Source organism: Candidatus Methanoperedens nitratireducens, assembly GCF_000685155.1.
Taxonomy (GTDB): Archaea; Halobacteriota; Methanosarcinia; order Methanosarcinales; family Methanoperedenaceae; genus Methanoperedens; species Methanoperedens nitratireducens.
The window spans coordinates 82457-105246 of the sequence record NZ_JMIY01000003.1 but is presented as its reverse complement, the minus strand read 5'-3'; the positions used below and the strand labels follow the sequence as shown (position 1 = coordinate 105246).

The 22790-nt window shown below is 45.3% G+C and carries 25 protein-coding genes and 1 tRNA gene; 9 read left to right on the top strand and 17 right to left on the bottom strand.

Going from position 1 to position 22790, the window contains the following annotated elements; translation table 11 throughout:
* Positions 1-643: 643 nt before the first annotated feature.
* The gene (gene pheT, locus ANME2D_RS07115) at positions 644-2242 is read left to right on the top strand and encodes a phenylalanine--tRNA ligase subunit beta (protein ID WP_048090098.1); all 1599 of its coding nucleotides are present in this window, start codon (positions 644-646) and stop codon (positions 2240-2242) included.
* A 4-nt stretch (positions 2243-2246) separates the two neighbouring features.
* Here the strand turns inward: pheT and ANME2D_RS07110 are convergent, their stop codons facing one another.
* Entirely contained in the window at positions 2247-3215 is a 969-nt protein-coding gene (locus ANME2D_RS07110; RefSeq protein WP_052368708.1) for a hydantoinase/oxoprolinase family protein, read from the bottom strand.
* A gap of 110 nt (positions 3216-3325) precedes the next feature.
* Between ANME2D_RS07110 and ANME2D_RS07105 the strand changes: the two genes are divergently transcribed.
* The gene (locus ANME2D_RS07105) at positions 3326-4804 is read left to right on the top strand and encodes an RtcB family protein (protein ID WP_048090096.1); all 1479 of its coding nucleotides are present in this window, start codon (positions 3326-3328) and stop codon (positions 4802-4804) included.
* Positions 4805-4807: 3 nt separating this feature from the next.
* Here the strand turns inward: ANME2D_RS07105 and ANME2D_RS07100 are convergent, their stop codons facing one another.
* Genes ANME2D_RS07100 through ANME2D_RS07090 form a run of 3 tightly spaced genes read right to left on the bottom strand, consistent with a single transcriptional unit; the run spans position 4808 to position 8178 of the window.
* Entirely contained in the window at positions 4808-7000 is a 2193-nt protein-coding gene (locus ANME2D_RS07100) for a CDC48 family AAA ATPase (RefSeq protein WP_048090095.1), read from the bottom strand.
* Between the two features lie 7 nt (positions 7001-7007).
* The gene (hsp20, locus tag ANME2D_RS07095) at positions 7008-7499 is read right to left on the bottom strand and encodes an archaeal heat shock protein Hsp20 (protein WP_048090094.1); all 492 of its coding nucleotides are present in this window, start codon (positions 7497-7499) and stop codon (positions 7008-7010) included.
* Between the two features lie 46 nt (positions 7500-7545).
* Positions 7546-8178, bottom strand: coding sequence for an ArsR/SmtB family transcription factor (locus ANME2D_RS07090; RefSeq protein ID WP_052368638.1), 633 nt, complete (start codon positions 8176-8178; stop codon positions 7546-7548).
* Positions 8179-8501: 323 nt separating this feature from the next.
* On the opposite strand from ANME2D_RS07090, the gene ANME2D_RS07085 reads away from it, so the two are divergent.
* The 3 genes from ANME2D_RS07085 (at position 8502) to ANME2D_RS07075 (ending at position 10680) form a co-directional block, all read left to right on the top strand.
* Complete coding sequence (locus tag ANME2D_RS07085) at positions 8502-9989, top strand: small ribosomal subunit Rsm22 family protein (RefSeq protein ID WP_048090093.1); 1488 nt, start codon at positions 8502-8504, stop codon at positions 9987-9989.
* Positions 9990-10092: 103 nt separating this feature from the next.
* Positions 10093-10284 (top strand): hypothetical protein, encoded by a 192-nt coding sequence (locus ANME2D_RS07080; protein WP_048090092.1) that lies wholly within the window; start codon positions 10093-10095, stop codon positions 10282-10284.
* Positions 10285-10323: 39 nt separating this feature from the next.
* The gene (locus ANME2D_RS07075; protein ID WP_048090091.1) at positions 10324-10680 is read left to right on the top strand and encodes a hypothetical protein; all 357 of its coding nucleotides are present in this window, start codon (positions 10324-10326) and stop codon (positions 10678-10680) included.
* A gap of 19 nt (positions 10681-10699) precedes the next feature.
* Here the strand turns inward: ANME2D_RS07075 and ANME2D_RS07070 are convergent, their stop codons facing one another.
* The 11 genes from ANME2D_RS07070 to ANME2D_RS07020 all read right to left on the bottom strand — a co-directional run bounded on the left by ANME2D_RS07070 (position 10700) and on the right by ANME2D_RS07020 (position 15864).
* Positions 10700-11089 carry a DUF473 domain-containing protein gene (locus tag ANME2D_RS07070; protein WP_048090090.1) on the bottom strand — a complete coding sequence of 130 codons (390 nt, stop codon included), beginning with the start codon at positions 11087-11089 and terminating at the stop codon, positions 10700-10702.
* 4 nt (positions 11090-11093) lie between these two features.
* A complete protein-coding gene (locus ANME2D_RS07065) occupies positions 11094-11837 on the bottom strand; it encodes a proteasome assembly chaperone family protein (RefSeq protein ID WP_048090089.1) in 744 nt (247 codons plus the stop codon).
* A 62-nt stretch (positions 11838-11899) separates the two neighbouring features.
* Positions 11900-12694 (bottom strand): MEMO1 family protein, encoded by a 795-nt coding sequence (locus ANME2D_RS07060; RefSeq protein WP_048090088.1) that lies wholly within the window; start codon positions 12692-12694, stop codon positions 11900-11902.
* A gap of 6 nt (positions 12695-12700) precedes the next feature.
* Entirely contained in the window at positions 12701-13327 is a 627-nt protein-coding gene (rpsB, locus tag ANME2D_RS07055; RefSeq protein WP_048090087.1) for a 30S ribosomal protein S2, read from the bottom strand.
* Positions 13328-13339: 12 nt separating this feature from the next.
* Entirely contained in the window at positions 13340-13576 is a 237-nt protein-coding gene (locus ANME2D_RS07050) for a DNA-directed RNA polymerase subunit K (RefSeq protein ID WP_048090086.1), read from the bottom strand.
* A gap of 114 nt (positions 13577-13690) precedes the next feature.
* Positions 13691-13765: transfer RNA gene (locus ANME2D_RS07045), tRNA-Pro, on the bottom strand.
* Between the two features lie 3 nt (positions 13766-13768).
* On the bottom strand, positions 13769-13954 hold the full coding sequence (locus ANME2D_RS07040; RefSeq protein ID WP_048090085.1) for a DNA-directed RNA polymerase subunit N: 186 nt from the start codon (positions 13952-13954) through the stop codon (positions 13769-13771).
* Between the two features lie 3 nt (positions 13955-13957).
* Positions 13958-14356, bottom strand: a complete 399-nt coding sequence (locus ANME2D_RS07035) for a 30S ribosomal protein S9 (protein WP_048090084.1) — start codon at positions 14354-14356, stop codon at positions 13958-13960.
* A gap of 9 nt (positions 14357-14365) precedes the next feature.
* Complete coding sequence (locus ANME2D_RS07030; RefSeq protein WP_048090083.1) at positions 14366-14785, bottom strand: 50S ribosomal protein L13; 420 nt, start codon at positions 14783-14785, stop codon at positions 14366-14368.
* A 4-nt stretch (positions 14786-14789) separates the two neighbouring features.
* Positions 14790-15152, bottom strand: a complete 363-nt coding sequence (locus tag ANME2D_RS07025; protein WP_048090082.1) for a 50S ribosomal protein L18e — start codon at positions 15150-15152, stop codon at positions 14790-14792.
* 226 nt (positions 15153-15378) lie between these two features.
* Positions 15379-15864: a multiprotein bridging factor aMBF1 gene (locus tag ANME2D_RS07020; protein WP_048090535.1), complete on the bottom strand. Its 486-nt coding sequence runs from the start codon at positions 15862-15864 to the stop codon at positions 15379-15381.
* 52 nt (positions 15865-15916) lie between these two features.
* Between ANME2D_RS07020 and ANME2D_RS07015 the strand changes: the two genes are divergently transcribed.
* The 4 genes from ANME2D_RS07015 to ANME2D_RS07000 all read left to right on the top strand — a co-directional run bounded on the left by ANME2D_RS07015 (position 15917) and on the right by ANME2D_RS07000 (position 19576).
* Positions 15917-17155 carry a proteasome-activating nucleotidase gene (locus ANME2D_RS07015; RefSeq protein ID WP_048090081.1) on the top strand — a complete coding sequence of 413 codons (1239 nt, stop codon included), beginning with the start codon at positions 15917-15919 and terminating at the stop codon, positions 17153-17155.
* 11 nt (positions 17156-17166) lie between these two features.
* A complete protein-coding gene (locus ANME2D_RS07010; RefSeq protein WP_048090080.1) occupies positions 17167-17535 on the top strand; it encodes a roadblock/LC7 domain-containing protein in 369 nt (122 codons plus the stop codon).
* A gap of 113 nt (positions 17536-17648) precedes the next feature.
* On the top strand, positions 17649-18446 hold the full coding sequence (locus tag ANME2D_RS07005) for a 2-amino-3,7-dideoxy-D-threo-hept-6-ulosonate synthase (protein ID WP_048090079.1): 798 nt from the start codon (positions 17649-17651) through the stop codon (positions 18444-18446).
* The gene (locus ANME2D_RS07000; protein WP_048090078.1) at positions 18443-19576 is read left to right on the top strand and encodes a 3-dehydroquinate synthase II; all 1134 of its coding nucleotides are present in this window, start codon (positions 18443-18445) and stop codon (positions 19574-19576) included. Before ANME2D_RS07005 ends, ANME2D_RS07000 begins: the two co-directional genes overlap by 4 nt.
* A gap of 23 nt (positions 19577-19599) precedes the next feature.
* On the opposite strand, the gene ANME2D_RS06995 is transcribed toward ANME2D_RS07000, so the two are convergent.
* Together ANME2D_RS06995 and ANME2D_RS06990 are read right to left on the bottom strand one after the other, a co-directional pair.
* Positions 19600-20298 (bottom strand): DUF5667 domain-containing protein, encoded by a 699-nt coding sequence (locus ANME2D_RS06995; RefSeq protein ID WP_048090077.1) that lies wholly within the window; start codon positions 20296-20298, stop codon positions 19600-19602.
* Positions 20295-22751 carry a PGF-pre-PGF domain-containing protein gene (locus tag ANME2D_RS06990; RefSeq protein ID WP_048090076.1) on the bottom strand — a complete coding sequence of 819 codons (2457 nt, stop codon included), beginning with the start codon at positions 22749-22751 and terminating at the stop codon, positions 20295-20297. Before ANME2D_RS06990 ends, ANME2D_RS06995 begins: the two co-directional genes overlap by 4 nt.
* Positions 22752-22790: the final 39 nt, after the last annotated feature.

Here is a 22790-nt window from a genome sequence, read left to right as displayed (position 1 = left end):
GATTACGTATCCACGTCGACTGTTACGCCAGTCGATTACGTATCCACGTCGACTGTTACGCCGGTCGATTACGTATCCACGTCGACTGTTACGCCAGTCGATTACGTATCCACGTCGACTGTTACGCCAGTCGATTACGTATCCACGTATTGCTTCGCAATACGTGTGTGCGTCCTCAAGGGGCGCAACCCTTGATACGTGTGTGCGTCCTCAAGGGGCGCAACCCTTGATACGTGTGTGCGTCCTCAAGGGGCGCAGCCCTTGATACGTGTCTATGCGTCACGGCGAGCATGACGCCGATGAACGCAGATTTGTTGCATCGTATCTGCGTTTATCTACATCCTGTCCATTTGACCCATGCCTTAAATAAAAATACGGAAATTTAAGAAATTGGCTATACCTTTACTCTCTGGTATTTTGCCTTCCGATTGTTGAAGAGAACAAAAACATTCAACCTTCAAAGGCTTTATATTGTGATAGGTAGAAAGCAAATCATAAGGGGTTCAGCTGAACCTACCAAAGAACGGTTGAACTCCATGAGCCCGAAGGCAGAGCTGTGTTGGCTTTAAAAATAAAGCTGGCTAACAAACTGGCCTGAAACAGTAAATTAATATATCTTCTAATCATTTTTCAGACGATTAAAATGCCTGTTATTACATTATACTATGATGACATTGAGGAACTCTCAGGGGTCGATAAAGATATTATCATTCAGCGCATCCCGATGATGGGGTGCGATATAGAACGTATCGAGGAAGATCATGTTGATATCGAGTTCTTCCCGAACAGACCTGATCTTTACAGCACAGAGGGCGTGGCGCGTGCAATCAGGGGGTTCCTTGATATCGAAACCGGGCTGCGTAAGTTCAGTTTAACACCATCAGATATCAGCATTACAAAAGACAGAGAGATTGAGAAGATCCGCCCATATCTTGCCTGCGCAGTAATACGCGGGATCAGGTTCAATTCCCGCAGCATTGAATCGCTCATGTCGCTCCAGGAGTCTCTCCACTGGGCAGTGGGGAGGAACCGCAAAAAAGTATCAATAGGAGTTCACGACCTTGGAAGAATAAAACCGCCTTTTCGGTATATCGCGCAGGATCCGGGTTTCAAATTCATACCTCTTGACTTCACAGAGCCGATGACAATGAGGGAGATACTTGAAAAACACCCGAAAGGTGTTAAATTTGCCTATATCCTTGAAAAATTCGATAAATACCCGCTTATTCTTGATGCAGAGGATAATATACTCTCATTCCCGCCCATTATCAACGGCGAACTTACAAGAGTAACAGAAGACACAAAAGATCTGTTTATCGAGGCCACAGGCCTTGACCCGTCCGTGTCAGTTGCCCTGAACATAGTGGTGACAGCACTTGCAGAGCGCGGAGGCAGGATCGAATCCGTCACCATCGACGGCAGGATGCAGACCCCCGGGCTAGAGCCCGGGATCATGGAACTGAAAATAAGTGAAGTTGAGGAACTTCTCGGAATCAGGCTTGAGGATAAAGAACTTATCCACTGCCTTGAGAGGATGAGATACGGAGCCATAATATCAGGGAGCAACATTGAGGTATCGGTCCCGGCCTACCGATCAGATATACTTCACACATGGGATCTGGTCGAGGATATCGCCATAGGATATGGTTTTGATAGGATCAGGCCAGAGTTCCCATCCACTTCCACGATTGGCAATGCCCATCCCATATCAAGACTAAAGGAAGCAATCCGTGAGATCATGGTGGGACTGGGTTACTCTGAGGTAATGCCATTCACTCTCACCAGCGAGCGCATCCAGTTCGATATGATGCGCAGGGAACGGATCAAGAATGTTACTCATATCCTGTATCCGATAAGCGAAGAACATACCATCGTGCGCCCTGCCATCCTGCCCAATCTTCTTGAGATACTGTCAATCAACAGGCACCGTGAGCTTCCTCAGCGAATCTTCGAGGTTGGCGAGGTGGTCAAGGACTGCAGGACAGTACAGCATCTCGGGGCTGTCGCTATCCATCCTCAGGCCAATTTTACTGAGATACAGGCTGTGGTGGATGCTGTGATGAGAGAAAGAAGCATTGAATATGAGGTCGCAGAATCAAGCGACCCGGCATTCATTGAAGACAGGCGCGCAGATATCATGATACGAGGTGAGAGGGCAGGAGTGTTCGGTGAGCTACACCCGGAGGTCATATCAAACTCTGGACTGGAGCATCCGATTATCGGTTTTGAAATAGAATTATAGCCCATCAGGAGTTGCAGCTTTCACCGAGCAGCCGCGCAACAGCATATGCAGGGAATACCTTAGATATTTCCCCTCCATATTTCTCTGAGATAAGAGCGATTTCAAATCCAAGCTCATCAGCCGCTTTTTTGGCCATGAACTCACCAATACCGCATGCTACTATATGGTCTAAATCATGCCGGCTGGCAACATCCTGAATTGAAGCTGCTATATCCTTAACCTGCTTTTCCATAACCTGCTGTGCTATCAAAACCAGCGTATCCTCTTCTTCTATCTGGGCAAGATCGGCGCATACAACACGGGCAAGCCTCCTTCTTGCATCGATTATCTCCTTTCCCGCCCCATCCGGGGTGTCGCATGTGTAATCCTCCCGGGAGATAATCCCAAGAACAAGATATGCATCCGCAGTTATAGCAAAAAGTTCTGATGATATGCGCGAAACTCCGCCACTTAGCTTGATTTTATCAAGAATAGCCGCTATATTTGTTCGAAGCGTACCTGTATATACAAGCTCTCCGTTCTTTAAGCGCTCAAAATCTGTTTTTCCTGCCAGAGGTTTGCCATTCTTGATCGGTATTATATCTGCGGTCGTTGAGCCTATATCCACGAAGATGCTGTTCCCGAAATCCTCACCTGCGATCATGGAGGATGCCATCCAGTTGGCAGCTGCAAGATCGCGTTTTTTTTGCTTCGTGAAAACCCCATTAATATCAAGGTACCAGGCATCCCTGAATGCATTGTTTGAAGCATCTATAATATAAGAAAGTCCTGTCTCTTTATCAGTAAAGCAGTCTGAGAGCTCGCCAGTTATCACTACCCCTGCTTTCTCTGGTTCTAAGCGCTCAGAGATATCAAGAAGCACGCCTGGAAGTGTGGTGTTCTTCCACAGGGGAATATAATGAAGCTCAACGATCCTGCCATCACAGGATGCTACCTTGGTGTTCGCGCCGCCAATGTCGATACCGAGAATCATAGGCATGAGTAAGCTGAATAAGTTAAAAAGGGTTTTGTTCTTATACTGTACCAAGGTTAATAGCCTTGCACATTAATTAACATCAAAAATCTGATTACTGGGAGATAACCATGCAAAACGTGAGTAATAAAGATGTTAATAAAGATGTTGCAGCCCTTGTTACAAAAGTCAATGATTACTCCTGGGATATACCCACAAGCTACAAACCCGGGATGAGGGTGCCTGGCCGTATATTCGTATCTTCAAAATTGCTTGAGAACCTTGAGCGCAATACACTTGATCAGACAGCCAGCGTGGCAACCCTTCCAGGCATCCAGGGACATGCTATGGCCATGCCTGATGCGCACTCAGGATACGGGTTCCCTATCGGCGGGGTAGCAGCTTTTGACAGGAATACCGGGATCATCAGCCCGGGAGGCGTTGGGTACGATATCAACTGCGGTGTTCGGATAATCAGGACAGATCTCTCACTGGAGGAAGTACGTCCGGGGATGAAGGAGTTGATTGAGCTTCTTTTCAGAGGTATTCCCTCAGGCGTGGGCTCAAAGAGTAAGCTTCGAGCATCTGATAGGGAACTGACAGATGCGCTTCTCCACGGTGCGAAATGGGCTGTGGAAAGCGGGTACGGTGTTAAGGAAGATCTTGAACACTGCGAGGAGAACGGATTCATGGAAGCCGCTGATCCCTCAAAGGTGGGTAATAAAGCAAGGAGCAGGGGAAAACCCCAGTTCGGGACACTCGGAAGCGGCAACCATTTCCTTGAGGTGCAGTATGTGGATGAAGTATATGATGAAGAGGCTGCAGAGGTATTCGGGCTTCATAAAGGGCAGATCACGGTCATGATACATTGCGGCTCACGAGGCGCAGGTCACCAGATATGCGAGGACAACCTCAAGATTCTTGATAATGCGGCGCGCAAATACGGCATCGTCCTGCCTGATAAGCAGCTTGCCTGTGCACCCGCTGAATCAACAGAAGGACAGAACTATTTCAGGGCAATGGCAGCGGGTGCGAACTACGCATGGGCAAACAGGCAGGTCATAACCCACTGGGTAAGGGAGGTGTTTACAAAGTTCTTCGGGCGCGATATGGATGACCTGGGTATGCATCTTGTCTATGATGTGGCGCACAACGTTGCTAAGCTTGAGGAGCATACTGTAGACGGAGAGAAAAAGATGGTCTACGTGCACAGAAAAGGAGCAACAAGAGCTTTCCCGCCCGGTCATCCCGATATCCCGCGATCCTACAGAAAATCAGGCCAGCCTGTTCTCATCCCGGGCAGCATGGGTACACCCTCGTTCGTACTGCACGGAACATACAGAGCAATGGAGCTCACATTCGGAAGCGCATGTCATGGTGCAGGCAGGGTATCAAGCCGTACACAGGCGCTGAAAGCGTTCGATGGTGAGACCATACAAAAAGAACTGGCAGCCAGAGGTATATCTGTGAGGGCAACCCGGCCCTCCGTGATAGCTGAAGAAGCCCCCTCAGTATACAAATCAAGCGAGGAAGTTGTGGATGTGGTTCATCAACTGGGTATAGCACGGAAGGTGGTAAGGGTCATGCCGATAGGAGTGGCGAAGGGATAGAGCTTATTGATATATAAAGGTCTCAGATATCTTCTTGTATTTCTCCATCTCTTTCTTGGAGTACGGTTTTACCTTTTTCATTGCATCTCTTAGATGCTGGTTACTGACTCTTAGCTCCTTGATAGATTCCTCATCCAGTGATTTACCTAGATTAACATATTCTCTTATTGCAAGCATGGTGGCCTCATTACATACGGATGCAAGATCTGCCCCTGTGAAGCCATCGGTATCGTCCGCAAGTATATTCAGATCAACATCGTCCTCAAGAGGCTTGTTTGTCAGGTGGATATTGAATATTTCATATCTTGCTTTCTCATCAGGCGCAGCTACGTAAACCATACGGTCAAGCCTGCCAGGTCGGAGAAGTGCAGGATCGATGATGTCAGGTCTGTTGGTAGCAGCAATAACAGTGATGTTATGCAGATCCTCGATGCCATCTATCTCTGATAGTATCTGGCTTATAACCCTTTCAGTAACATGAGAGTCTGAGTTAGCCCCCCGTGTTGGGGTTATGGAGTCGATCTCGTCAAAGAAGATGATGCATGGCGCTGCTTGTTTTGCTTTCCTGAATGTTTCACGAACCGCCTTTTCGCTTTCACCCACCCATTTGCTTAAGAACTCTGGCCCTTTCACACTGATGAAATTTGCCTCACTCTCTGTAGCTACTGCTTTCGCTAACATGGTCTTGCCAGTTCCGGGCGGACCGTAAAGCAGGATACCCTTTGGCGGTTTGGCATTAAGATGATTAAACAGGACAGGATACCTCAATGGCCACTCTACTGCCTCCTTCAACTCCTGTTTTGCGTCTTCAAGTCCTCCGATCTCGCTCCAGTGTACGTTCGGCGACTCTATGAACACCTCGCGCAGGGCAGATGGTGTCATCTCCCTCAGGGCATTATTGAAGTCTGCCGCAGTAACGATCAGCTTGTTCAGTATATCGGCCGGGATGCTCTCCACATCAAGATCAAGCTCAGGAAGTACACGCCTTATAGACCATATAGCAGCCTCTCGTGCCAGGGCTGCAAGATCTGCGCCCACAAAACCGTGTGTGAGATCAGCGAATTTCCCAAGGCTTACATCCTCAGCAAGGGGCATTCCCCGTGTATGGATATGCAGGATCTCAAACCGTGCTTTCCGATCAGGGACTCCAATCTCGATCTCACGGTCAAACCTGCCCGGACGCCGAAGCGCAGGGTCGATGGCATGAGGACGATTAGTGGCACCTATAACCACAACTTTACCACGCCCCTTAAGACCGTCCATTAGAGCCAGAAGCTGCGCTACAACGCGCCTCTCTACTTCGCCTGTGACCTCTTCTCTCTTCGGGGCAATGCTGTCTATTTCATCTATCAATACTATGCTGGGCGAATTCTCCTCGGCCTGTTTGAATATCTCTCTGAGACGTTCCTCAGATTCACCATAGAATTTACTCATGATCTCAGGCCCGCTGAGTGTCGTGAAGTTAGCATTCGTCTCTGATGCAAGGGCTTTTGCCAGGAGGGTTTTTCCAGTACCGGGTGGCCCATGAAGCAGGACTCCTTTTGGCGCTTCAACACCGAGACGTTCGAAGATCTCAGGATGCCTGAGCGGAAGTTCTATCATCTCCCTTACCTTCCTGACCTCATCTCCCAGGCCTCCTATATCCTCATATGATATTCTCGGGATTGCAGGGATCTCTTTTGCAGGCCTGTCACTGATCTCTATCTGCGTACCTGCGCCTATTATGATAGAGTCAAAAACAGGTTTTGCGGAGACAGCCACAAGATCAACGCGGCGTCCCATGATGTTCAATTCAACTACATCCCCGCGGGAGATTACCCGCCCTTCAAGACTATGGGCAAGGTATGCTTCTCCACCCTGTATTTTCAGGGGCTGGGTCGGGGCAAACAGCACCTTCTCTGCGGATGCAGTCTGTATCTTCCGTACTTTCACCCTGTCATCTATGCCGACGCCAGCGTTACGTCTCACGGTTCCGTCTATGCGTATCAATCCTGTGTTACTATCCTCTGGATAACCAGGCCATATCAATGCTGCCGTCTTTTTTGCGCCTTCAATACCTATGACGTCGCCTGTCTGTAATCCCAGACTGTAGGCTACTTCAGGATCTATACGTGCAATTCCTCTTCCAGCATCGTATGATTTTGCTTCGCTGACCTTTAAGGTTACAACTTTATCTTTTCTATCAATGGTTACCATATTTCAATTACTCAATTTTTACGGTCTTTCCTTTCTGTTTGGAGGGCTCTTTGAATTTAAAAGTTACCTCCAGTATACCGTTGTTATACTTTGCCTTTGCACTATCTGGATCAACGTCTATGGGGGTTTTTACACGTTTATAATACTTCCGTTCCCCATCAGCTTTGATCATTACCTCATTTTCAGTTGCATTGACCTCTATGTTCTCTTTTTGAACTCCTGGCATTTCAACTGTTATTCTAAATTCATTATTCTTCTCATCAATCATTGAACTTGTAAAAGGTTCTCTCATATCCTCACCTCTACCCGTCGGTCTTACGTTTCCGAAGTGCTCTACATGCGGCACTCCATCAGGTCCTACCTGCAGGCTGAACCCATAGACCAGCGGTTTGTCGCCAAGTGATCTCATCATGCGGTTGACAGATTCGTTCATCTCTTCAATCTCTTTCTCAAATTCATCAAAAAACCCTCTTGCAGGTCTTCTCCAATCTCTGAACATGTTTTTCTAACCTCCATGTATTAATCTAAATCTTGAGTGATATACTTTAGCATATACTATAACTCTCTCTATCCTCTTTTATTATTTCTTTTCTTTCCATTCTTGTTAGATATTCCTCAAGCACATGCTCGTGTATTCCAAGCTGTATAGATAACGCACGCTGATCCATGGGCTTCTTTAGCAGGGCATAGAGTATCTCAGCCTCTATGTTATCCTCTGTGATCTTCCCGATAGCGTCCATGCATAATCCCATGGCATGGGTTATGTCTGCCTGGATCTTCTGGTACTCCAGCATTATCTGCTGCCTCTGTTCCAGGAGCTTCTGTATCTCCTTGTAATGCAATATTAGATCTGTTAGCGCGTGGACGTCTTTTCTACGATGTTCTGGCGCAACAGAGATAGCGATGGTGGTCATCTCTATTTCAAAGGAGTATGGCGACACAGATACTTCCAACTGCAGGTTGTCTGCAATGTTAAAATATTTGCGCCGCTGATCGTCTACTCTGGCCTCAATCAGACCTGCACGTACGAGTAGTTCAAGATGCCCGAGTACCGCTTTTGCCCCAACATCAAGCCGTTCTGCTATCTCGCTCATATAGCATGGCCTGCTTGCCAGAAGCTGCAGGATCTTCCTGCGGTTCTCGTTTCCGAGTATGTCTAAGAGTTGTGCCGATCTCATATCCGTACCTAACCTCAAGTTAGTAATTTAAGGTTAGTAACCTTAAGTTAGTATTGATGGTATATAAATGTTACTAATACCGGGAGCCCATACGCCAATTCAGATTCTGTAAATGTACGACTCTGCGGTGAGATTTTTATATTATCCCAGCATCACGGATGACACGGATCAGATGGATTTTCATGTATAATTGTAATCCGTGCGTATCCATGTCATCCGTGCAATCCGTGTTCTATCTCGATTCATCTTTAAATTCAAAAATGAACATTTAGTCGGAAGAATCATTGGAGAAGAAAAGATGCTGGTCGAGGAATTGGAAAGTTATGAATAAAGAAGTCGTTTCCCTTGCAAAATACCTTGCCGCCTCACGCGTCGAGTTTGCACTCTCTGAGATGAATCAATATCTCAGTAAAAAATACGACGAGAGAGATCTTTATACCCTTTTAAAACCTCACTTCTATGATCTGGACATCCTCTGCGGTACAGATTATAAATGCCACAGGCTCGTAAAGCGCCCTCTGCCAGTAGATGATGCAATAATCGGGGAACTTGAAGATTCATTTAAGAACCAGGGGCTGCCCTCAGGTATCGAAAGACTGGTTGAATCGTATATCGAGCGCTCATGCGGAAAAAACTGGCACACGGGCAAGACAGCAGAATTGATCCGCAAGAACATCGTGAAACAGAAAGAAGAATACTGGAAGGGTAGACCACGGTATCCGAAGATCAGGACTATATCTTATCTGCTTTATCATTTCCCTGTCTATTTCTGCCAGTTCCAGTACCTTTTACTCGATTTATTTAAAAACGGGTTGCTCACAACCAAAATGAGCATACTGGATGCTGGCTCAGGGCCTGGAACAATAACACTCAGTACCATTGATTTCCTCAGAAGGTTGCTTGATATTTATTCAAAGAGGAATATGGATGTTAAATTGAACATCAGGATCGATTCAATCGAAAAGTCCGGGGAGAATATCTATTGTTATAATGAACTTACATCCCTTTATCTCTCAAACCTCTTGCTTGAGAATGCCAGTATTACTATAAATGAGCCTGTTCATTCACCCATCGAGATAGCAAAAGTTCCAAAAGACGAAGACCTGATAATATTCTCATATGTATTGACAGAGATGAGCGCTGCGCCTTCTGAACGCGCAGATGTGGTTGACAGGATTGCTTCAGGAAGCAAAAACCCTACAGTCATCATTATAGAGCCTGCTGAACTTGTTAATTCAAAAGCCCTGCGTATTACCCAGCATGCCCTTATCAAAAAAGGGTTCAACATCTTTAATCCATGCACTCTTATCTGGGGAATAGGATGCAGTGGAGATAACTGCTGGAGCTTCGAGGAACCTGGCAATATCCAGGTGCCGGGCTTTATGAAGAAGATAGCAAGAACAGAGGATTCATATAAGTATATAAATACGGATATGAAGTTTTCATCTGTAATCCTGAGAAAAGATGGAGTGACAGAACATGCCTACAGGGCGAAAGGAAAGTTCGTACGGCTTGTGAACCTGAAGAGACATATCGAAAAAAGGATTAATATCGTAGCTTCAGTAATGTCTGGAAATCTGGGTGATGAGAAAACCTTTGTGTTCAAGGTATGTGATGCCACCACATCTGTCCCGTGTTATGCTGTACTTCCCTCTTATCACATAAATGATGGCAATAAGGCGATCCTTGAGGCAGGGTATGGCGATATCGTTGAGATATACGGTACACTGATCCGTGAGAATAAGGCATTCTCCTCCTATAATCTCCTGATCACACGGAGTACTGCGATCAGGCCTGTAGATCAAACATAAAAGGTTAATCGATCAGAACTCCAAGCAGGTTTATTTATATAACTGAAGAGAAAAGTACCACAGAGGTGTTGTTATTAACTCTGGTGCTGATCGCTATAAATATATGTCCATAAGACAACTGCAGGATATTACAGATGAATTGAGGGAAGAGGCAAAGCGTGACCCGGCGCGTGATGCTGAGTACCATGTGGCCTATAAAGCCCTTGAGGACAAGATACGTGAGAGGGACAGGAAACGACCAAGATGTATCCCCACCCGTTTTGAGCATGATCTTGATCTAATGGAGGAGTTCTAGCATAATCTACTTAAACCCGTCCTACTTAATACTATTCTAATGCAAGAGAGTATTGACCCTGAGATTATCAGGCTCTTTCCATCCGTTAAAAGCGGTGTGGTTGAGAGGGGCTTATGGAGGATTCCACTATTCTTTGATCGAGGTTTTGGAAAAAACAGGGGGTGTATCCGCCTTCGCCGCTATATTGTCCACATGGCAGAAATGGGTGAACCAAAAGAGGCCATGATGGATAAAACAATGGAGATATACAACGAGTTCTCAGAGCTTATTGATAAGCATCCAGCCGATAGGGATATCATCGAGCAGAGGAAGGATCAACTTGACAGGTATATGCAGGAATTCGTAGACGAGGTGACTGAACTTATAGCAGAAGGTGACCCAACGCAGATCTATTGAAATTATTAATGGATTAATATTATCTCCCTTCAAAGAACAGCATCTGGTCTGCATCAACGATTGCGGCTTCACCTATGGCGCAGCATATCGCGCGGCGCACCCTTGCATATCCTTTTAGTTCAAGCTGAAGACGTGCCATCTGAACCTCAGCTTCCTCATAAAAATCCTCGGTTCTCTGGACCATCCTGTGCATTGAGATCTGCTTCTCACGTATCTTTGCAATAATACCAGTTATACCCGGCCTTATATCTCCCAGACTTGTTGATGTCAGGAATACCACATCTCCTATATCGGTTTCAAGTGCCGAGAGAAAATTGTGAGGGCTTCTTATCTCGATAGTTTTTATTTTATCCTGTTCAAGACTCTTTAAGACATGCTGTGATATGCCGCTGAATACGATATATTGCATAACATCACCCGTACATCGGGAACTCTTTTTTGGGAATTGGAGGTACCTCTGTCGTCTTTACCTGCTCGGCAAGTTTTGAAAGCTCAAGCTCTATCTGTTCAGCCTGGCTTATTAATTTCTGAGTCTCTATAGATAAACCGAATAGATTATTTAGAACATTTATTACCTGGACAGCAGCTCTCGGATCAGGATTAGGTCCAGGGGTCTCACCCAGCAGGCTCATGGCAGGTATACTGCGAATAAAACATTCTGTCATTATGCTGCCTGAAATACCTGAGATTGTCCCGACCTGGAATATTTCTGTTATATCTTTAATCTTATCCAGCATTTCGGCATTCGTTGCTCCCCCAAAGACACGTCGCTCCCCTGTCGTGGTCGCTATACCTGCAATTGAAATAATGTTTCTGGCATGAACGGATTGCATCCAGTCAACCAGAACCTTACTGATATCATATGAAGCCGTCGGATGTATGGGAATATCCGAAATCACTACAACAATCCCATGTTTTTCTGATTCATAAATACGCACAGGCATTGTGATAATTCCGTTAAAAAGTACAGCAAGAGGCGGGAAATACTTAGAGTCAATTGAGCCTATATATTTCATCTTAAGCTCTTCTATAATATACTGGCATGTTATGTTCCCTACAAGACCGATGCCAGGGAACCCCTCAATAATTAACGGATTCTCCGATTCTATAGGTTTGCAGATTATCTTTACAGGCGGTTCTGCTGATTCTGATACCATACTTCCTCCAAATTACTAATTAGGGCGAAGGTTAATAAAAGCATCGATGCATTCCCGGTGCCCTATTCCACTATTATCCCTGCATAACCCACTACAGCAGACAGATCACCATTTACATCACCGCTTGTGCTATATCTGAGCAGTGAGGCCTTTTTTGCACCAAGGCTCTTTGTAGCCGCCAGCATAGCAGCGATAGGCCCATATCCGCATACAGAGGCATTGCGCTCATGCAACCTCTGATAGAAACCCGTGATATCCAGATCAAGAATAGATCTAATAAAATATGCATCGTTTTCCCTTGCTACTTTTTCGGATCTGTAGTGGGTGAGATCACTCGATGCTATTATCACGATTTTTTTATTAGTCCTGCGTACGGCTTCTGCAAGTTCTAACCCTACATCAAGTGCTGTCTCTTCATCCTGCATACCCATGCAAATATGGACGATACTGAACTCCCCGAATCTGTACTGCAAGAAAGGGAGCTGTACCTCAATGGAGTGCTCATATCTATGGGCACTCTCATCCATATCAATAATTTTTTTAGGTAATGCCCTGATAAACTCAATATCAGATACGACCTCACCTAAAGGAGTACTCCATATATCACTGGAGACTGAGATGGGTGAACCAAGACCGGTATGGTTTGGCCCTAATATCACAAAAGTATCTGCCCTGGGAAGAGTGGAATACACATAAGCAGCAGTTTTTCCCGAGTATATATAACCTGCATGGGGTACCACGGCTCCAAGTGCAACTCTTTCAGTTGAAGGGGTATCAGCAAAACATCTGCTGATCTCCTGTCTCAGGTCGTCTTTACCACGCGGGTAGAACTGTCCTGAAACTGCCGGAACTCTCATACTCGGTTATATCTCAGCCTCGAAATCAGCTACTGTGTAATTAATAGTATCTCCTCTCTCCTCAAGCACCTTCTTTGCAAGGAGCCAGTAGATTAATGCCAGGGCCTTTCTTCCTTTATTATTTGTGGGAATTACAAGATCAACATTAGATATCGAGTTATTGGTATCACACAGGCCTATAACCGGTACCCCGACATTGACCGCTTCATTTACAGCCTGAACATCCCCGGCAGGATCTGTTACTACCAGGATATCAGGTTCTACATACATATGCAGCTTCGGGTTAGTTAAAGTACCGGGAATAAATCTACCTGTTATCGCTCTTGCACCGATTGCTTTTGCAAACATCCTTGAAGGATAATGGCCGTACTGCCTGGCAGATACCACAAGTATCCTGCCCGGGTCGTATTTTGCGAGCATTTTTGCAGCAAGCCGTATACGCTGGTCAGTAGCCTGTATATCAAGAACATACAGGCCATCAGTCCTCACGCGATATACAAAACGCATCATTTCTTTTGTTTTTTGCTGTGTACCAATGTGAATTCCTGCAGTCAGATATTCATCCTGCGGAATAATCGATTCATAACCAGTATCCTGTTTTACATCCTGTTTAATATCAACGATATTTTCCATTTCAATCACCTTTTATTCTTCTTCTGCCAGGGTAAGATGTGTTTCCAGAGTAGGGACTACTCCCTTTTCTTGCTCCACTGTTCTTTTCACAGTAATAGGGATTACTTCTTTCTCCAGCTCAGCCAGTGCAATATCTATGGGTTCTTTTTTATCTGTTTCTATCAGCACAGGGGCTCCCATAGATATCTGAAGCGCCCTTGCACCGATAATCCTCGCACGCTCATACCGTGTAAAATTGGTTTCAGTCACCTAATCACCTCAAAAACAAGTATCCAAGAGTTGAATAAATTTTATTTATATATACTAATTTTTTCTCAGAGTCCCTCTGAGAGTGGTTCATGTTCCATGCCGTGTCCCAGGGTATGGGGTTGCTGAGATTTGAACTCAGGTCACGGCGTCCCGAACGCCATAGGATGGACCAGGCTACCCTACAACCCCTCCTCACTGATATGGCGCCAGCAAATCCACCAGCTCAACATGAGTCAGCAGCATTCGCCTGCAGCAATATCGTTCTATTCCAAGATCATCGAGTACTTTGCCTGGTTCTTCGGTCTGGGTTCGTTTTTTGTACTCATCCCATACACTGGAGATGACTTTTCCACAGGTAAAGCATCGTACCGGTATCATGTTTCACCTGTATGATTTCTGTCTTCTCTTTCTGGCACCCCGGCCGCCGAACTTCTTGGGCAGTTTATAGCGGGTGTCATTTACAAGTAAACTTCTGTCATACTGTGCCATTGCATCTCTGAGCGCAGTATCATTTGTCCATTCTACAAGACCCCGGGCTATAGCAGTGCGAACTGCGCCGGCCTGTCCAAAGATACCGCCTCCGTGAACATTGATATCGATGTCCACAGTTGGAATTACGCTGTTTGCGAATTCAAGAGGCTCTGACATCTTAAGACGAATCAGCTCAGGTTCTATGATCTCAATGGGTTTCTGATTAACCCTTATCCGCCCTTTCCCTTCTCTCAGGGTTGCACGGGCGATCGCAGTTTTTCTTTTTCCTGATGAGTTAACGATTTTCATGTATGACTCCTAAAATTTTGATCCTAATTTCTTGCTCAAATCACCAAGCACAGTGTAATTACTTGTGCTCAAGCGTGTGATACTTGCATCCTCTAATGTACTGGCCTGCTCTTTACTCAATTCAGGCGGCACTCCTATATATACTCTCAACCTATTATATGCTTCTCTTCCACTCATCTTCTTATGGGGGATCATACCCCTTACGGTTCTTGAGATGATCTGGTCAGGACGCCTTGGGAAATGAGGACCGAATTCCCGTGAGCCTCTGTTGGCGTATTTTCTGTATCGCCCAAATGTTGTATCCTTTCTGCCTGAGATGATCGCTCTCTCTGCATTAATGATTTTAATCTCTTCACCATTTAATAACCGCTGTGCGATTATACTGGCCATTCTTCCCAGAATAAGATTACTTGCGTCAATTACTGTCATGATCTCACCCCATTATCCTTACACCAGAGCCCTGTGGATTCGTGTTCATGAGCTCTTCGATAGTAAGGCATGTACCGCCTACTGCTGCTATCTTGTTCCTTGCGTTTTCACTGAAACTCACTGCTGCTACTGTTATCTGGTGGTTCAGCTCACCTGCCCCCAGGACTTTTCCAGGAACGAGTATTAGATCGCTATCTTTGGTGTACCTGTTTATCCTGCTGAGATTGACCTCTGGACGGTTCCTGGAAGGGCGCTCAAGCCTGAGAGCGATATCACGCCATATAGGGACTCCCTTCTCTCGCGATTGCTTTTTAAGATTTGATATCAGGTATAATGTTTGTGGATTTGTTTTATAATTATGTTTCATTCTGTTCCTCCGTAAGACCTATCAGGTCTGACTCACGCAGTACTGCCTGGTATACGTTTAAGATAGGCTTTTCTACGTTCGAATTATTTCAATCCATGCGCCACAAGCATCTGCTTGCTACGGCTATTGTAGAATCATAAAGGGATGATTCAACCCTTCCCCCCAAATGCCTTTCATATTACATAAAGCTAACTACGTTGTTCTTCTGAAACTAATCGTGTATAGATTATTTTGCCTTCTTCTTTATAATAGCCACATCCCCGAGTGTAGTTCCCCTGATGAACCCGCCTCCACGCTGGTCCTGAGATGAAACTCTCTCGGTCAATTTTATATTTAAGGCTATCTCAAGTTTTTTCCTTATTGCATCTTCAGGTATAAGTTCTTCACGCTCGATCTTTCTCAGAAGGGTGGATTTCTCCATAATCCTGGAGGCAAGCTCTTCAATGGTCAATCCATGTGATTCCCTTGTTTTTTTGATGATCTGGGCATAATCAGGGATAATCTCATCCTGGATCTTATCAAAAACATCTCTTCTTGGCCTGCGGGTAATAACTACCTTCTCAGTGGGTGAGATCTTTCTGGATACAGGAGTCCACTTATCCGATGATTTTCCATAGCGTGCGCATTTTCCGCATACATCCAGTACAGTTCCCTCTACGGTTACTCGTATCGGGCTTCCTTTTATATCGCTTCCGCATATTTCGCATTGCATCTTTGACGAAAACTCTATATACCGTACACGCTTAAATATCATTCGATAGTAAATGTCTGAAACTCAGGAGAATAGGGAAAGCCAGATCGGAATAGGAAGTGACGATTTTTCTCGCTATTTAATGGATAGAATCAAGATACTTGAAGAGAGGAACAATGTTCTGAAGGAGCAGGCTAATAAGATCGAATTAGAGAGACGTTTTACCGAGAACCAGAAACTCAAATACGAGAGGGAGCTAAGACAGTTAAAAAGTGAACTTGAGCGGCTAAAAACACCGCCAATGATCGTGGGGAATGTCGTGGATGTACTTGAGAACGGTAAAGTCATCATCAGAAGCAGCACTGGTCCCCAGTTTGTAGTAGGAGCATCCCAGCTTATAAACAGCTCAGAAATAGTACCCGGGATGCGGGTCTCTTTAAATTATCAGACTCTTGCAGTAACAGGTATCCTGCCTTCATCACGTGATCCTTTTGTGAATGGCATGGAGGTTATAGAATCACCCGATGTATCATATTCAGATATTGGAGGTCTGGATGAACAGATCCGTGAGGTGCGTGAGACTGTGGAGATGCCGCTTACCAGGCCAGAGATCTTTGAGCGCATTGGAATAGAGCCGCCAAAAGGTGTATTAATGTATGGTGCACCAGGAACAGGGAAGACACTACTGGCCAAAGCCGTGGCAAGCCAGACAAAAGCCACATTCATAAGGATAGTAGGTTCTGAGCTTGTCCAGAAATATATCGGTGAGGGAGCCAGGCTTGTCCGGGATCTATTCAAAATGGCAAAAGAAAAAGCCCCAAGTATTATATTTATTGACGAGATCGATTCCATCGGGGCAAAACGTCTTGATACCGCAACATCGGGAGACAGGGAAGTCCAGCGCACACTGATGCAACTCCTCTCTGAGATGGATGGCTTTAATGCCCGCGGGAATGTCAGAATCATCGCAGCAACAAACAGGCCTGATATCCTTGATCCTGCTCTTCTGCGACCAGGACGGTTTGATAGGTTCATCCCGATCCCGATGCCGGATACAGAAGCACGTGCAATTATTTTTAAGATCCATTCCAGAAAAATGAAGCTCTCAGATGATGTTGATATTGATAAACTCGCATCGCTTACAGAAGGATCGAATGGCTCTGATCTCAGGGCGATTGTCATGGAGGCTGGGATGTTCGCTGTAAGGGAAGAACGCTACAGTATTGGAATGGATGATTTTCTCAGCGCGATTAAAAAATTAAAAGCTCCTGCAGAAAAACAAAATCCTCTTCCTGAAGGCATGTTCGTCTGATCTGGCAAGGAATGGAAACAATTTCAAGATCCCTTGAGAAGATCCTTGATGGCCTGGATGCAATTGGCGGTATTGAACTTTCTGCAATTGTTTCAAGACAGGGATTGCTTATGGTCTCTAAAGAGACTGATGGCAGACTTAATAGCGAAGCTTTTGCAGCATTAACAGCAACCCTATATCTTTCGGCTGAATCAACAACAAGAAGACTTAGTGAGCAGATACCAAGATCCATTATAGTCGAAACTGAGGACAAGCATCTCATAACATACGCTGCAGGTCAGCATGCATTAATCGTGGTACTGGTAGGGAGAGAAGGCTATATCGGTTTGATCCTGAATGAGATCAAAAAAGCTGCAGAAAAAGTCAAGAAACTCATTTGATATGGTAATTTATAATCTTGTTTTTATTTGCCTGGTATGCGTTAATTATATATATCGAGATTGCTGTGTAACTGTGTTACAGACTAACATGGTTAATAGCTAAGGTGATTTGATTGTCAGAACTTGGTAAAAAAATACGACTTGAACGGATAATGGACAGGGTGAGCAGGAACATGGTTATAATCCCTGTAGATCACGGAATATCCATGGGGCCTATAAGAGGTATTGTCGATCTTACAGATATGGTGAACCGGGTGGCAGAGGGTGGAGCTAATGCAGTTCTTATGCAAAAGGGTATGGCAAAACACGGTCATCGCGGGTATGGGCGTGATATCGGGCTTATCATACACATGAGCGCATCCACTTCACTTGGGCCTGATCCCAACGATAAAGTACAGGTCTGCACAGTAGAAGAAGCTATAAAGATGGGGGCAGATGCTGTGAGCGTGCATATCAATATCGGCTCTGAAACCGAAGCTGCTCAATTGAAAAAACTGGGCTCTACAGCAGAGCAGTGCGATGACTGGGGAATGCCACTGATTGCGATGATGTACCCGCGCGGGAAGGATATCAAAAACTCGAACGACCCACAGCTTGTCGCCCATGTTGCGCGCGTAGGTGCAGAGCTGGGCGCAGATATCATAAAGACCAACTTCACAGGCGATATCGACTCGTTCAGGGCAGTTGTAGAGGGCTGTCCTGTGCCTGTGGTGATGGCAGGCGGACCGAAGACCAGTACAGATGAGGAATTTCTCTCAATGGTTCGCGCTGCAGTTGATGCCGGAGGCCGGGGTGTGGCGATCGGAAGGAATGTATTCCAGCATGATAATCCCACTGCCATGACGCGCGCCCTGACACTCATAGTCCACAGAGGTATGAGCGTGGCTGAGGCAATGGAGGCGCTTCGGTGAAAAAAGATAAAACCGTCTGGATAAAGGCAGACGGCATAACCTGGGAAGAGAATAAGCCTCGCATCACAACCGGACTTGAATCAGGCGCTGACTGCATTCTTTTGAATACAGAGGATATTCCAGGAGCAAGAGAGCTTGGCAATATCAGGGTTGCTGCACCGGGTGATGAAGCTGATATCATAGTGGTTGGGTGCGGCAGTGAAGGGGATGGAACAAGAGAGCTACCAGAGGATTTTGCAGATTCCCTTGATATATCAGAGGCAATACGTCTATCAAGAGAGGGTAAGACTGTTGCAGGGTATGTTATCATCAGGAATAAGAGATACGAGCAGTTTGCACTTGAGCTTGGCAAAACATGCGATTACCTGATCACTGTAGGCACTGACTGGAAAGTAATTCCGCTTGAGAACCTGATAGCAGGTCTCCAGCAGCTCGATGTTGAGATTATAGCAGGCGTTCAGGACTCAGAGGAAGCGAAACTTGCACTTGAGACACTGGAGCATGGCTCAGATGGTGTGCTTCTTGATACCGACAATCTCTCAGAGATAAAGAACGTTATATCCATCAGGGATAGATCGGGAATGGAAAGGATACCACTAATAAAAGCCAGGGTGATAAAAGTAAAGTCTGTTGGCATGGGAGACAGGGTATGCGTTGATACAGCATCCTTGATGATTCCCGGGGAAGGGATGCTGATAGGCTCACAGAGCAATGGGTTGTTCCTTGTGCATTCAGAATCAGAGGAAAGCCCGTATGTGGCCGCACGCCCGTTCAGGGTGAATGCAGGGGCAGTTCATGCTTATATCAGGATCGGGGAGAAGACGCGCTACCTCTCTGAGCTTGTCTCTGGCGATGAGGTCCTGATAATCAACTCAGAGGGAGAGACTCGGCCTGCAGTTATCGGAAGGGTCAAGATCGAGCGCCGTCCACTGATGCTTGTGGAGGCTGAGGTAGAAGGAGCCGTTATCAAGACATTGCTGCAGAACGCAGAGACCATAAAACTTGTGGGAAATAACGGAAAGCCCATGCCTGTGACCGAACTCAAGGAAGGCGATGAAGTGCTGGTGTATTTTGATGCATCAGCCAGGCATTTCGGGATCAAGATCGAGGAGACGATAATAGAGAAGTGATGGTTTTTGAGATCATCAGTTCTCTAAATCATCACTTCAGACTCCAAATCTTCAGGATCATCATCCAGTTCAGACTCATCTTCCGAGGAACTCGATTGTACCACTGAACTCGATTGCACCACTGAGGATGAATTCTGAGAGGATCTGACAACTACCATCTGTCTTGAATTATTGGTCACAGAAACAACGGTCACATTGCTCCCATCTCTTGTAACTGTCGCATTGCCGCCTTCAGTATGCATAGAGACATCCCCGTTAACAATGCTAACTTTAACCCTGCTCCCGCCTGAGGAACTGCTCGCCTCAATAATGCTCTGCTGAACTATGCTGATCTTTCCCGTACTTTTTAATGCCTTTGTTCTGTTTTTATGTTCCTCTATTTTTTCCTTTATACTGGCCCGAATATTCTCAGTGTTATTATGAACATCCTTTTCTATAATATCCTCAAGGTCTTCCAGATGACCGGTGTATTCTTCCATAGCCCTCTCAAAGGCTCTTGAGTTGTTCTCTACTTTTTCGGCCTCATTTAGCCGTTTCTCTGCCATATCAAGCATCCTCTGGGCTTTCTCTGTCTGGTTAAACACAAAATTCAGGCTGAACTTTTCCATCCATATCTTTAAAGGATACAGAAAATCTTCAGGGCTTGTCCAGAGGGAATTTTCTCTGGCAGCCCCGACCTGAGTCAGCAGGATTATTACAATTATTACTGAAAATAATCTCATTTTCTCCCTCCATTCTCATTTGATTTATTATGGTTCATTTTAAGATAAATAATCGCAACAATAATTCCAATAATTAAGATAAAAGCCGCAGGCAGCTTTAAAGCATTACCAGGCGGCTCAACACTTGAGAGATTTAAATCTACTGACATCTGGCTTGTGTTATTTGCCGATTCATCTGAAGGCATGGAGATATTTTGTGGAGATCCAGAGGCTACCTCTTGTTTTTTAACCCCTGCTATGGCAAAACTGCTGAAGTTCCCGACCAGGCTGGCATAATAGGTATGGTCTTGCTTGCTCTCAACAATCTCAGTATTCTTTTTCACCCATTTCCCCTCCCATTTATACAGGCCTATATCCTTAGGATCGAGGTCATTCTCCTCAAGCCAGGTGTTGTTGATACGATAAACCACAACTCCATTGCTTATCTTCCTGCTAAAGCCGCCCATGCCGGCGAAGATATTGAAGTATTTATACAATTTGCCCGGAGCATCAACCCCTATGTTTTTCGACCTGTTCTTAAGCACCTCAACAGCGACCTGCACTTCGTTCTCGCTCATGCTGCTCTCAAAACTCACCACCATAACAGGATCAGCACTACGGAAGACATAAGCTGATAATGATCTGGCAAGTATATCCATCTCCCTTACCTCTCTTCGCTCCATGTTATTGAAGTCCTCACTGGGCGGTATTCCACCGCTGCTGCTACCTCCTCTTGCGCTTGAGCCGCTACCTTCATTACTGGGAACAGTGCCTTCGTAGCACTTATTCGCACAGATCTTCACGTAATCAGTATCATAAATCATATCCCCGGATTCGGTTGTGCCTGAGAAGTTTGCTATATTTATAATACATGGGTACCCTCTTTCGGTCTCTTCACACTTAAATTTAGATAAGTCATGTATCGTAACAGGATAGGTATAGCTTATGCTCTGAGGTTTATTTGCCTCAAGTTTCTCAATAAAATAGCTCTCTCTTCCCGAGACCAGTGAGTATATAGGATCATAGATTGAAACATTTGTCAGATTGACAGTACTGTTGGCTTCAAGGGTATAGATAATGGATGTTGTACGCCCCTCAATAACTACCGCTGCACCTCCGCTGGCCTGTTTTATTCTGAAAATGGGAAGTACTGGAAGCGAGATTGTAGTGATATTGGTGTAGTTAAATGCCCATGAACCACTCTTGCCTGTAACGTCTATTTTAAGGGTGAGATTGAAAAATCCCTCTTTACTCTGTATATAATTGACTCCATCAGGCTCTATGTAAAATGCTAATCTGCATCCTGTGACGTTATCCTGGCAGAACTTAGACTCATTTTTTGATAAAGTTACTTTAAAAGATTGATCATAGTGGGATCTATTATTATAGATCTCTGTCACTGTAAGAACCAGCGAGTCCGCACCCATATTCTTAAAGGTACTGCTATACCCTATGAATTTTCCTGTGTGGCCAACCCTGGCATCAACCCACGTCTCAACCCACGTTCCAGCATCATCTATCATAGTCGGCTCAATGAATCTTATATCAAGCTCAAGAGGGTAAAAGATATTACTAATACTGGAATTGCTATACGCCGAGGAGTTGCTGGCGTTGAAGCTGAACACCTGATAATATATTGACTGACCTGTTAACCCATCTATTACGATAGCGGGATTATCAGTATTATTATTCCAGGAACTCCAGTTACCATCCTCCAGGTCCGGATGATAGCCGTACAGTACCCTGTTTGAGCTATAGCTTTGGTCTGTCGTCCACTCTACCTTTATGGTGCTGTTAGTTATTATGAATGCCTTAACGTTATCTATATTCGGGGCTGATACTATCTGGAAATCAGGTGTTTTTGATCGATTACTCCAGTTCGATAGGGCCAGGGAATCGTTAGCCCTCACCCTCCAGTAATATGTGCCTGGAGATAAAGATAGATCTGAGAAGAGATCAGCAGTATTTCCAGATCTGAGAATATTGGGAAAACCTGCCTGATTGCTTAACTGCCAGTCGTAGGTAAGATTATCTCCATCTGCATCAGTACTGTTCTTCCAGGTAAGCCTGATGTTTCCATCCGATAGATTCTGCCAGTTTACAGGAGCTATTCTTGCTGGAGATGAGGGAGCACGGTTCACATTATTTACAGTAATGGTAATATCCTCGCTGTCCACAAGATCACCAGGATCAGATACCGTAAAATTAACCCGGTATGTCCCAGCCTGGGTAAAATCCGACGTCCAGGTAAAAACATGAGTATCAGGGTCAAAGCTTGCCCCTGCTGGTAAATTGCCTGCAGAATACGTCAGGTTCTCACCTGTAGCATTGATGGTGAACTCCAGGAGTTCTCCTTCGTTCACGGTCTTATTGCCTATGGGTTCCAGTACTGGAGCATCGGCTCTTGCCCCTGAAGAAAATAAAGAGATTGAAGAGATCAGAAGTATGATAAGGATCTTTTTTTTATTACGCATTGGTCATTTCCCGTAGTTAATTACGTTTTCTTCCTGTAC